Source organism: Thermodesulfobacterium hydrogeniphilum (assembly GCF_000746255.1).
GTDB lineage: Bacteria > Desulfobacterota > Thermodesulfobacteria > Thermodesulfobacteriales > Thermodesulfobacteriaceae > Thermodesulfobacterium > Thermodesulfobacterium hydrogeniphilum.
Genome location: NZ_JQKW01000007.1, coordinates 223,946 through 235,762, shown reverse-complemented (window position 1 = coordinate 235,762; position 11,817 = coordinate 223,946). Strand labels below are relative to the sequence as shown.

The window sequence follows — 11,817 nt, the reverse complement described above, 5'->3', positions numbered from 1 at the left end:
TCTTTTAATAGTTTTCTAAAATCTTAACAAAGGATTCCCACCCCATTTTTTCTATTATAGTCCCTAATCTCTCTCCTTTTATATTTTTATCTTTATAAAACCTTAAAACTTTTTTAAATATATTCAAAATATCTTCTTCTTTATCTAATACTGTTAAAAATGTAGCTAATCTTGGATGTCTTCCCAGCTTTCCTCCTACATAAATTTTATATCCTTTGAAATTTTCCTTTAAAGCTCCTGTAGGGCAAACCCTTACACATGCTCCACAACCTACACATTTTTCATTTTCTACAATTAATCTATTTTCTTCAATTTTTATAGCTTCTTCTTCACAAACCTCTATACATGCTCCACATAAGTTACAAATTTCTTCCTTTACATCAAATTTCAAAAAACCATGTAAAGCAAAATCAGCAATATAGATCTGAGAACACCCGTTAGGACACTCAGATAAAGCAACTTTAAACTTATGATGCACTTTAAGCGGACCTTTTACTTTTGTTTTTAAAAACTCTGTTATATTTTCTTTCATTAATATATCTTCGAATTTTTTTATTAAGTTTTCTGACTTAGTAATTGCATTAGGACAACCTTTTAAACCAAAACATCCTTTAATCTCAAAACCCTTATCAACTTGAAAAAATTTTTTCATATTGACATAATTTGTTTTTGAATAATTTCGGAAATTCATTTTTATAAAATGTTAAGTTTTAATTTTTATATGAATTTCAAGATAAGAAAATTATAACAAAAAAAATCTCAGGTGTAAAGCTTTGCAGTTTTTAAATCCTTATTTTTTCTAATGTTGACATTTTTAGATTAGGACTTAACATATTTAAAATAAGAAAATTAAAATAAAAAGGAGGGAAATTAAAGGAGGGATTTTAGATGAAAATAAGAATGGTTATACATGGAATAGCTATGGATCCAATGTCCAATAGCCCTGTGATGCTTTTAAAGGAGGCTGAAGGGGATAGAATTCTTCCTATCTGGATAGGTGTTCTTGAAGCAACTTCTATAGCTGCTAAATTAGAAAATATCCAGTTTCCAAGACCCCTTACTCATGATTTAATGAAAAATATTTTTGACTTTTTGGGAGTAAAAATTCCTAAGATTGAAATCGTGGATCTTAAAGATAATACTTATTATGCTGTTATTACTATTAATATAGAAGGAAAAACCATTGATATTGACGCCAGACCAAGTGATGCAGTGGCTTTAGCCTTAAGAACAGGGGCAGAAATTTTTGTTAATGAAGAAGTTCTAAAGAAGAGTCAACTCTATTCAGAAACACCTGCTGAAAAAGAAAAAGAAATTGTAGGAGCTACTGAACAGGAAAAAGAAAAACTTAAAGAACTTTTAGAAAATTTAGATCCTAAATATTTTAAATACAAAATGTAAGGATTTTATAAATGTTTGATTTTCATTGTCATTCAGTTTTTAGCGATGGAGAACTTATTCCAGCAGAAATTTGGAGAAGAGTTAAGGTTTTAGGTTACACAGCTATTGCTATTACAGACCATGCTGATCATTCTAATTTTGAGTTTATTATCGGTAATCTTCTTAAAATAAAAAAAGCTTTTGAAGGACTTACCCCACGTCTTATAGCAGGAGTAGAATTAACTCATGTTCCTCCAGAATTTATTCCAGAACTTATTAAGGAAAGTAGAAAAGCTGGGGCTGAAATTGTAGTGGTTCATGGTGAAACTATAGTAGAACCTGTAGCTGAAGGAACCAATCTCTCTGCTATCTTGGGAGGAGCGGATATTTTAGCTCATCCTGGTCTTATAAAAGAAGAAGAAGTAAAATTAGCTGCAGAAAAAGGTGTCTTTTTGGAAATTTCAGGAAGAAAAGGACACAGTTTTACTAATGGACATGTGGTAAATCTTGCCAAAAAATATGGAGCTAACTTGGTAATTAATTCAGACGCTCATAGTCCTTCTGATCTTCTTACCAAGGATCTTGCTTTTAAAATTGCTTTAGGTGCTGGCTTAACATCAGAGGAAGTAAAAAAAATATGGGAAATTGCAAAGAAACGCTTTCTATAGAAAAAGCTGTTTCTTTTTTAAAAGAAATCTTCAAAGCCAAAGGTTATCCTGAAAATTCTTTCTTAGAAAATCAGATTATTTCTTTTTCTTATAATAACTTGCATTTTACTATAGAAATTTCTTTAATTATAAAAGAAAACAATCAAGTTTATTTTTTAGTAGATTACAAACCTATGGAAAAATTAAGTTTTTTTGAAAGAGGTGTCTTGGCTTTAGCAAGACTCTTTTTTAAACCTTTACCTTATTTTGGTCTTGTAACCAACCTTAAAACCTTTGCTCTTATAGATCTCTATAATTTTAACATTACAAAAGGTGAAAAAGACATTATACCAACTTACGATGTTATACTTTCTTACAGTCCAGGATTTTCTAAAGAATTTAAACCTGATTTAGAAAAAAAGATTCTTGTTATTTATTTAAGTGGGGGCTGAAAAGGAAAAACCTGCAGATTGTAAATCTGCTAAAAAAATTCTCTTTGTCTAATAACTTCAAAAATAGCAACAGCAGTAGCTATAGATACATTTAGACTTTCTATTTTCCCTTTCATAGGAATTTTTGCTAAAAAATCACAGCTTTCTAAGATGGTCTTTCTTATTCCCCTGTTTTCATTGCCTACAATTAAAGCTAAAGGAATTTTTAAATCTAATTGATATAAAACTTGATCTGTTTTATGAGTGAGACCTAAAATCCATAAATTTTTTTCTTTAAAAAATGAAATAGCATGTTTAAGATTGGTAACCTTTGCTATAGGAATATTAAATGCAGAACCTGAAGAAACTTTTATAACTGTTTCATTTATTTCACAACTCCTTATTTTGGGTATAACAATACCATGAACTCCTCCGGCATCTGCACTTCTTATAATAGAACCTACATTTTGAGGATCTTCTATCTCATCTAAAATCAAAATTAAAGGTATTTCTTTCTTTTTTTCCCAATTTCTTACAATATCCTCTAAATCTACATATTTAAAATGAGTCAAATAAGCTACCACCCCTTGGGTATTGATATGAGGACCTAATTTAGGAGGACGAAATTCTGATTTGGAGATAATTTTTACAGAAATACCCAATTTTTTAGCCTTTTCTAAAATCTGATATTTTTTACCTAATAAAGTTTTTTTATCCAGCCAAATTTCTTCAATAAGTTCAGGATGTGATTTAAGTGCTTCTAAGACAGGATTTATACCATAAATAATTCGAGCCATTTATATAAAGTTAAAAGAATTTAAAAGATTTTTCCATTGAGCATTTCTAAATGGTTTGCAAAGCTCTGAATCCACAATAGAAAAAAACTGCCTTTTAGTTTTTTCTAAATCGTCATTTATAATTACATAATCAAACCAAGTGGCAAATTTAAGTTCTTCTTTAGCTCTTTTTATACGTTCTTTAAGAGTTTCTTCTGTTTCTGTTCCTCTTTTAATAAGACGTTCTTTAAGTTCTTCTAAGTCTGGAGGAGCAATAAAAATAAATATAGCTTGAGAACCAAAATAAGAACGAAGCCTTGTAGCACCTATGACTTCTATATCTAAAACTAAATGTTTATTTTGAGAAAAAGCTCTTTCTATTTCACTTTTGGCTGTACCATAAAATGTGCCAAAAACTTCTACCCATTCTAAAAATTCATCTCTTTCTATCATTTCTAAAAATTCCTTTCTACTTATAAAATAATAATGCTTCCCATGTTCCTCCCCCGGTCTTGGAGGACGAGTAGTATGAGAAACAGAAAAATAAAACCTATCTGATGGTAAATTTTTTAAAAGTGTGCTTTTACCGACTCCAGAAGGCCCTGTAACAATTATAATTAAATTATTATTCTTCATCACCTTTTTCAAACTTTTCTAAAGTATCACTCATTAATCTCTGAGCTACAGTTTCAGCCTGGATAGCAGAAAGAATAACATGATTACTATCTGTTATTATAATAGATCTGGTTTTACGCCCTTGAGTGGCATCAATTAATCTTTTTGTTTCTTTAGCTTCTTCTTTAAGCCTCTTCATAGGAGCTGAATTGGGGTTTACAATAGCTATAATTCTGTCTGCTACTACAAAATTACCAAAACCAATATTTAATAATTTACAACTGCAAGACATTTTATTCCTCCTTTAAAGAAATTTAACAAATTATAACCAATTTAATATAAATATTTTAAAGCAATTTTTTATTTTGTCAATTTTTCTCAAAAATTCTAACTTTTTCTATTAAACTTTTTAATAATCTTAAGTCCTGTATTTTTAAAAAAAAGAAAAGGTCCTAACAAAATATAAAAAGTTATTATCACTAACAATGTAGTGGAAGGATGGGAAGCCACTATAGTAAATCCTATAACAAAAAACACCAAAAAATAAAAAGTTTGAGCCTTTTTTATTTTTATTTCTTTAAAACTGGGATACTGTATCGGAGAAACCAATAAATATGAAACTACATATACTAAAATTAAAACAATCCAATTAATATAAGAAAAGGTTGTAAAAGTTTTAGTAAAAAATAATACTACTGAAGCTAAAATAGCTGCACCAGCTGGAGAAGGAAGCCCTTCAAAATAACTTAATCCTGAGGAAGCCCTCACATTAAATCTTGCTAACCTTAAGGCTACACAGGTTGTATAAAGAAAGCAGGCTAACCATCCTGCTTTCCCAAAATCCTTTAAAATAAATTGATAAATAAGTAAAGATGGAGCTATCCCAAAAGATACAAGATCACATAGAGAATCATATTCCAAACCAAAATTGGAAGTTCTTTTAATAAATCTTGCAATACGACCATCAAAAATATCAAAAACCATAGCCAAAAATATAGCCCAGCTTGCTTTTTCTAAATCTCCATTAATTGTAGAAATAATAGAAAAATATCCACAGAATATGTTTAGAGTAGTAAAAATATTAGGTAAAAGATAAATCATGGATTTTTCTTTAAAGGTAATCTTCCTAAAACAGTTTCTCCTGCAAAAACTTTGTGCCCTTCTTTAACATAAATTTCTGCACCTTTTACAGGGAAGAATAATTCTACTCTTGAGCTGAATTTTATAATTCCTATAGGATCTCCTGCCACTAAATCATCTCCTGGAAGAACAAAACTTTTTATTCTTCTTGCAACTATCCCTGCTATTTGAATTACCCAAAAAGGCATATTATCTTCTCTTTCTATTAAATAAATTTGTTTTTCATTCTTTTGAAAAGCAGAATCTTTAAAAACAGGATTTTTTTCTCCTTGTAGATAACTCATCTTCAATATTTTTCCTGTAATAGGACTTCTATTTATATGAACATCCCACATACGCATAAATATACCTATTCTCCAAAGAGGTTCAGGATACCACTCTAAATTTTCTTCTATCTGACAGACAACCACTTTTCCATCAGCAGGAGAAATTATCAACTCTGGATTAAAAATAGGCTCTCTTTTTGGATTTCTAAAAAAATAGGCATTTAAAGAGCTTATGGCTAATCCTAACAGAGCTATTTTTTTCTTTTTCAAAATCGCAGAACCTGCTGAAAAAACCAAAGGATATAAAACCCATGGATAACCTTCTTTATGAATCATAACTTTACCCTCTTTTATATTTTAACTGATGGAAAGAGATTTTCATCTGTATGAGGTAAAAATAAAGCAGCCATATAATAATCCATATAATTTGGATAATTAGAAAGTTCTATATGAGTCATCATATTAACAACTTTTTCCATTTTTAAAAGGGTATCTTTATATAAAAGAGCAAATTTTGCTCCTTTAAGACTGGTGTTTCCTAAAAAATAAAATTTTTCCCGGGATAAATCAGGAAGAAGCCCTATGGTTATAGCTTCTTCAAGATCAATATAAGTTCCAAATGTTCCTGCTAAATAGACCCTTTCCAAATCATTTACAGATAAACCTATAGATTCTAATAAAATCTGATAACCTGCAAACATAGCACCTTTGGCTCTGATTAAATTTTCAATATCATTTTCTGTAAAAACTATATCCTCTCCTGTAGCACTTTCTTCTTTCCATACCAAAACATATTCCCAGCCATTTTCTCCTTCTCTTAATCTTGAATGTTTTATGTCTTTTCTATATTTACCAGCTTTATCCACAAGCCCCACCCTGAATAAATTGGCTAAAAGAGAAATTATCCCTGAACCGCAGATTCCACGAGGCTTTTTTTTACCTATGGTTATAATCATAGGTTCAAAACTAATAGGATCTATACTCACTGCTTCTATAGCTCCGCTGGTAGCTCTCATTCCATGTTTTATACCTCCTCCTTCAAAAGCAGGACCAGCAGAACAGGCTGCACATATTAAAAAATCTTTATTTCCTATCACAATTTCTCCGTTGGTTCCAAGATCTATAAACAAAGTAAGTGGATCCTCCTCAGCTATCAATGAGGCTATAACGCCAGCTGTAATATCTCCTCCTACATAACTTGCTCTACAAGGAGCTAATTGAACCAAAGTACTTTCTTTTGAAGACAATCCCAAATCCTTAGCAGAAATAATTGGAAATTCTGTAGTTGCTGGGACATAGGGATATTCTCTTAAATATCTTGGCTCAAGCTCTAAAAATAAATGACTCATAACTGAGTTTCCTGCTACAGAAATTAAATTGATCTCATCTAAATCTCTCTTAGCAATCCTTAACAGTTCTTTTATTAACTCTTTCAACTTTTCTCTAACTTTTTCTGCCAGAAGTTTTAATCCATCTTTTTTTCTCGCAAATTCAATTCTACTGATCACATCTTCTCCATAACTAATTTGAGGATTATAATCAGAGGTAAAAGCTAAAACCTCACCTGTGTTTAGATCTACCAATTCAAGTTGTAAAGTGGTTGTTCCAATATCTATAGCAACTCCAAGATTAATATTTCTTTTATCTCCTGATTCTATATCTAAAAGATAAAATCTGTCTTTGCGGGGATCATGATATACATTTAAAGTAATTTGAAAATCCTGTTCTCTTAAAGTATAAGGAAGTTTCTGTAAAAAATTTAAATTTATTTCAGGATTAGAAATATTTTGTTTATTTAAAGCCCTTTTAAGTCTTATCCAATCTGCTAAATTTTCTTCAATAGTAGGAGGATTTAATTGAAAATATAATTTTTGATAAGGAGATTCAACCGGTTCTTTTTTCTCTAAAACTAAAGCTTGAGCTCTTTTCTTTGGTTTTCTTAATAAAGCTCTCCTATCTACTTCGCTTTCTACAGGGATTCTTACAACTAAATCAGAAAGAGGAATTGTGGCACAGGCTTTATAATATTTTCCTTCTATTAGTTCTCCTTTTACTTTCCCTTCTTCAATTATAATTTTACACTTATTACAACTTCCTACTCCTCCGCAAGAAGCGTTGATATGAATACCATATCTCATAGCTATTTCTAAGATAGTCTCCTCAGGAAAAACTTCAGCCTCTATATTATAAGGTAAAAATTTTATCTTAAACATTCTTTACCTCCTCAAAAAAATACTTCTTAAGAATTAAAGTATTTCCTAAATATTAAGGATGTCAATAGTAGCAAATTTTTATTACAAATTATAAAGTTCTTCATTTCTATAAATCTTGACAACTTTTTAATTTTTCTTATTTTATAAATTCAAAAATATAAAAAGGGGTTAGTATATGTATAATGTATTTAAAACTTTTTTCTTTTTGGCTATATTAACAGTTCTTTTTATTGTAGCAGGTAATCTTATTGGAGGAAAAACAGGAGCTACTATAGCTTTAATTATGGCAGGATTAATGAATTTTATTGCTTATTTCTTTTCTGATAAAATTGTTTTAGCAACAAGCGGGGCTGTACCTGTAGAACCTCATCAGGATCCAGAGCTTCATGCTATAGTAGAAGAAGTTGCAAGAAAAGCTGGTATTCCTAAACCTAAGGTTTATATTATACCTGTTGAAACCCCCAACGCATTTGCTACAGGAAGAAATCCTAAAAATGGTGTAGTAGCTGTAACTTCTGGTATAAGAAAGCTTCTGACACGGGATGAATTAAAAGGAGTAATAGCTCATGAAATTTCTCATATAAAAAATAGAGACATTTTGATTTCTACTATTGCTGCAGTTCTTGTAGGAGCTATTACTTATTTAGCTCAGATAGCTCAATGGGCTCTTATATTTGGGGGCTTTCATAGAGATGATGAGGATAGTGGAAATCCTTTAGCTTTTATTGCAACCCTTATTGCTATAATTGTAGTTCCTATTGCTGCTACCCTTATTCAACTTGCTATAAGTAGAAGTAGAGAATTTCTTGCTGATGAAACTGGGGCTAAAATTATTAAAAATCCTTTAGCTTTAGCCAGTGCTTTAAAAAAACTTGAAGAATGGAATAGAGCCTATCCTATGGATATAAATCCTGCTCATGCTCAAATGTATATAGTAAACCCTCTTTCAGGAGGAACCCTTTTAAAACTACTTTCTACACATCCTCCTGTTGAGGAAAGAATTGAAAAACTTGTAAAACTTGCTAAAGAAATTAAATAAGAGGTTTTCTTGAAAAGTGATCTTTTTTCTTTTATAAAAACCATTTTTTCTTTTATTAGACCTTTTTGGAAAAAATTTTTCATAGGTCTAACTTGTGCAGTTTTAACTTCTCTTATTACAGGTTTTAGTACCTGGGCTATAAAACCTGTTTTTAATTTTGTTTTTGTGGAAAAGCATTATGAATATTTCAAGTTTGTCCCTCCTTTTTTAATCATAATTTTTACTTTATTGGGCTTTTTTTCTTTACTTCAGGCTTATTTTATGAAAGCTGTTTCTACAGGAGTAGTAAATCTTGTAAGGTTAGAGCTTTTTAAAAAATGTTTATTTCTGCCTGTTTTAAAATTAAGCAAACAAACTACAGGGCAAACAGTTTCAAGAGTTATTAACGATACTGCTCAAATAGAACCAATTTTAGGAAATACCTTTCAAACCATTTTTAAAGAGAGCCTTACTGTTCTTTCTTTATTAATAGTTGCTTTTTTACAAAAATGGGATTTAACTTTAATAGCTTTTTCTACTGTTCCCATAATCATCTTTGGAGCAAAAATTTTAGGTTTTAAAACCAGAAGAGCTCGTAAATTAGCTCAAAATGCTACTGGAGAATTAACCCATAAAATGCATGAAATCTTAGGAGGAATAAAAGAAATAAAATTAAGTGGGTCTTATGAAAAAATTATAGAACTTTTTTCTAAAGAACTTGATAAATTTTATAAATGGAGTTTAAAAATAACCAAGTATCGTGAAGGATCCAAAAGCTTAGTTGATGCAGTAACGGGCTTAGGAGGAGCTTTAGTAATAGGATATGGAGGATATTTAATTATAAGGGAAGCTTTAAGCCCAGGAGCCTTTTTATCTATCCTAACTGCCATTCTTCTTATTTTTAATCCAATGAGAAAATTAGCTAAAGCTTATACAGGATTAAAAGAAGCCCAAGGAGCCTGGACAAGAATTCAAGAGGTTTTACAATTAGAAGAAGAAAAAGGAGGAAATTTAAAAGCTTTTCCACCTAAAAAGGGTTTTTTATTTAAAAATGTCTATTTCAAATATTCAGAAGAATTATCATGGGTTTTAAAAGATATTAATTTATTTATCCCTGCTAATAAAGTTATAGCTCTTGTAGGACCAAGTGGGTCAGGTAAAACCACTCTGGTTTCTTTACTTCCAAGATTCTATGATCCTCAACAAGGTAAAATTTATCTGGATAATACACTTCTTAAAGATTTTGATATTTTAAGTTTAAGATCTCTTTTTGGAATGGTTTTACAAGAGCCTTTCCTTTTTAACCTTTCTATTAAAGAAAATTTAATTATGGCTAAACCTGAAGCTACAGAAGAAGAAATTATAAAAGCCTGTAAACTGGCTAAAGCTCATGAATTTATAGAAAAACTTCCCAAGGGTTATGATACTGTTCTGGGAGAAGAAGGCCTTTCTTTATCCGGAGGCCAAAAGCAAAGACTTGCTTTAGCAAGAGTTTTTCTAAAAAAACCTCCTGTTATTATTCTGGATGAGGCTACAAGTCAGCTTGATACTATTACAGAACAAGCTATTCAAGAAGCTTTAGATAATTTTAAAGGCTCTTACACTATAATTATCATAGCTCATAGACTTTCAACTGTTAACAAAGCTGATAGAATCTTTGTGCTTGATAAAGGACAAATTGTAGCAGAAGGCACTCATCAGGAACTTCTGGAAAGGTGTTCTCTTTATAAAAATTTATATTTAACTTTTCAAAAAACTTAAAAAATAAGAAGTTTTTCTAAAGCCATTTTAACTTCTTCTGTATTAATACTTTCCATACACTTAAAATTTTTACATTCCTTTTTAAAACAAGGACTGCAAGGCAAAGAACTTTTCAAAATAACATCCCTTTCTCCCCAAGGACCTGTTCTTTCTGGAGAGGTAGGTCCGAAAAGAGCTATAGTAGGAACTTTCAAAGCTGAAGCTATATGCATGGGTCCTGTATCTACAGTTACCACTACTTTGGCTTCTTTAATTAGACTAACAAGCTCTTTTAGTTTTAACTTACCTGCCAAAGATTTCACATAAAAATATCTTTTTTCTATAACCTCAGCCCAGGCTTTAAGCTCTGAATCTGAAGGAGAACCTGTAATAAAAATATCATAATCCTTTCCCAAGTGCTTACATTTTTTAATTAGATCCTCCCAATGAGAAAAAGGCCATAACTTGGTCTTCCAGCGAGCTGAAGGAACAAAAATTATATAAGGTTTGTCAATAAAATTTAACTTATTTAAAAAAATATCTTCAGACCAGTGAACTTCAGGTATTTTTTCTCCCCAATTATCAGGAACTTCTAAAATTTTAAAAACTTCCTTAGTTAAATTTAAATATCTTCTTACAGCATGTAAATTTTTATCATAAGGAGGAAGTTTAATATTATAAAATAAAGGACTACCTTCTCTGTGATTACTAAATCCCACTTTATATTTAGCTTTACAAAATCCTATAATAATACCGCTTTTAAAAAGACCTTGATAATCTATAGCTATATCATACTTTTCTTTTCTTAAATCTAAAAAAAATTTTAATAATTTTAAAGGAGATTTAAGAAAATCTTTGGAAAAAACAATAAGTTTATTTAAATAAGGATGATCTACCAAAATCTCTGCATTTCTTCTATCTATTACCCAATCAATTTGAACAGAAGGTAAAGTTTTTTTAAGAAGAGTAAGGACTGGTAGAGTTTGAACCACATCTCCTAAGGCTGAAAGTTTAACTATTAAAATCCTCACCTGAATTCCTGAAATCTTTAAGAATAATTTCAGCTGCTTCTTTTAAATTTTTGGCTATAAAATCAGGATAAATCTTTTTTTTTGGAGCAATGTATTTCAATTCACCCTTACCATATCCAGTAAGGACTAAAATATTTTTAATTCCTAAACTTTTAGCAGTTTCTATATCTATAATTTTATCACCGATTAAATAAGATTTTTTCAAATCTATAGGATATTTTTCTAAAGCCTGCAAAATTAATCCTGGTTTAGGTTTTCTACAATTGCATCTTTCATCTGGATGATGAAAGCAGATAAAAAAATCATCTAATATCACACCTTTTTTAGAGAGCCTTTTTTGAATAAGCTCATTTATTTCAAAAACAAGTTCCTTTGGAAAATAGCCTCTCGCAGGACCACTTTGATTGGTGATTACAATAAGCTTAAACCCTGCATTTTTTAAAATTTTTAAAGCCTCTGCTACCCCAGGTAATAATTTCAAACGAGAGGGATCATTTAAATATCCAACCTCTTCGTTAATAGTTCCATCTCTATCTAAAAATACTGCAGGATACTTCATA

At 30.2% G+C, this 11,817-nt stretch carries 14 protein-coding genes; 5 read left to right on the top strand and 9 right to left on the bottom strand.

What is annotated here, in order from left to right; translation table 11 throughout:
* Window positions 1-4: 4 nt before the first annotated feature.
* A complete protein-coding gene (locus CC87_RS03500) occupies window positions 5-652 on the bottom strand; it encodes a 4Fe-4S binding protein (protein ID WP_051920502.1) in 648 nt (215 codons plus the stop codon).
* A gap of 236 nt (window positions 653-888) precedes the next feature.
* Between CC87_RS03500 and CC87_RS03495 the strand changes: the two genes are divergently transcribed.
* Genes CC87_RS03495 through CC87_RS03485 form a run of 3 tightly spaced genes read left to right on the top strand, consistent with a single transcriptional unit; the run spans window position 889 to window position 2,479 of the window.
* Window positions 889-1,401 (top strand): bifunctional nuclease family protein, encoded by a 513-nt coding sequence (locus tag CC87_RS03495; protein WP_038056180.1) that lies wholly within the window; start codon window positions 889-891, stop codon window positions 1,399-1,401.
* 11 nt (window positions 1,402-1,412) lie between these two features.
* Window positions 1,413-2,048, top strand: a complete 636-nt coding sequence (locus CC87_RS03490; protein WP_038056178.1) for a histidinol phosphate phosphatase domain-containing protein — start codon at window positions 1,413-1,415, stop codon at window positions 2,046-2,048.
* Window positions 2,018-2,479 (top strand): hypothetical protein, encoded by a 462-nt coding sequence (locus CC87_RS03485; protein ID WP_038056176.1) that lies wholly within the window; start codon window positions 2,018-2,020, stop codon window positions 2,477-2,479. The genes CC87_RS03490 and CC87_RS03485 overlap by 31 nt, the downstream gene beginning before the upstream one ends.
* A gap of 29 nt (window positions 2,480-2,508) precedes the next feature.
* On the opposite strand, the gene rlmB is transcribed toward CC87_RS03485, so the two are convergent.
* The 6 genes from rlmB to CC87_RS03455 form a co-directional block, all read right to left on the bottom strand.
* Window positions 2,509-3,255, bottom strand: coding sequence for a 23S rRNA (guanosine(2251)-2'-O)-methyltransferase RlmB (gene rlmB / locus CC87_RS03480; protein WP_038056174.1), 747 nt, complete (start codon window positions 3,253-3,255; stop codon window positions 2,509-2,511).
* Complete coding sequence (gmk, locus tag CC87_RS03475) at window positions 3,256-3,870, bottom strand: guanylate kinase (protein WP_038056172.1); 615 nt, start codon at window positions 3,868-3,870, stop codon at window positions 3,256-3,258. It abuts the gene before it with no gap.
* Entirely contained in the window at window positions 3,860-4,141 is a 282-nt protein-coding gene (locus tag CC87_RS03470) for a DUF370 domain-containing protein (RefSeq protein ID WP_038056169.1), read from the bottom strand. Before CC87_RS03470 ends, gmk begins: the two co-directional genes overlap by 11 nt.
* Before the next feature lie 95 nt (window positions 4,142-4,236).
* On the bottom strand, window positions 4,237-4,950 hold the full coding sequence (gene pssA, locus CC87_RS03465) for a CDP-diacylglycerol--serine O-phosphatidyltransferase (RefSeq protein WP_051920500.1): 714 nt from the start codon (window positions 4,948-4,950) through the stop codon (window positions 4,237-4,239).
* Complete coding sequence (locus tag CC87_RS03460) at window positions 4,947-5,591, bottom strand: phosphatidylserine decarboxylase (protein WP_038056168.1); 645 nt, start codon at window positions 5,589-5,591, stop codon at window positions 4,947-4,949. The genes pssA and CC87_RS03460 overlap by 4 nt, the downstream gene beginning before the upstream one ends.
* A gap of 14 nt (window positions 5,592-5,605) precedes the next feature.
* On the bottom strand, window positions 5,606-7,468 hold the full coding sequence (locus tag CC87_RS03455; RefSeq protein WP_038056166.1) for an ASKHA domain-containing protein: 1,863 nt from the start codon (window positions 7,466-7,468) through the stop codon (window positions 5,606-5,608).
* Window positions 7,469-7,643: 175 nt separating this feature from the next.
* On the opposite strand from CC87_RS03455, the gene CC87_RS03450 reads away from it, so the two are divergent.
* Complete coding sequence (locus CC87_RS03450; RefSeq protein WP_038056164.1) at window positions 7,644-8,507, top strand: zinc metalloprotease HtpX; 864 nt, start codon at window positions 7,644-7,646, stop codon at window positions 8,505-8,507.
* A 9-nt stretch (window positions 8,508-8,516) separates the two neighbouring features.
* On the top strand, window positions 8,517-10,247 hold the full coding sequence (locus CC87_RS03445) for an ABC transporter ATP-binding protein (protein WP_038056160.1): 1,731 nt from the start codon (window positions 8,517-8,519) through the stop codon (window positions 10,245-10,247).
* On the opposite strand, the gene waaC is transcribed toward CC87_RS03445, so the two are convergent.
* Window positions 10,244-11,257, bottom strand: coding sequence for a lipopolysaccharide heptosyltransferase I (waaC, locus tag CC87_RS03440; RefSeq protein ID WP_038056159.1), 1,014 nt, complete (start codon window positions 11,255-11,257; stop codon window positions 10,244-10,246). The genes CC87_RS03445 and waaC overlap by 4 nt on opposite strands.
* Complete coding sequence (locus tag CC87_RS03435; RefSeq protein ID WP_038056157.1) at window positions 11,238-11,816, bottom strand: D-glycero-alpha-D-manno-heptose-1,7-bisphosphate 7-phosphatase; 579 nt, start codon at window positions 11,814-11,816, stop codon at window positions 11,238-11,240. The genes waaC and CC87_RS03435 overlap by 20 nt, the downstream gene beginning before the upstream one ends.
* Window position 11,817 lies beyond the last annotated feature (1 nt).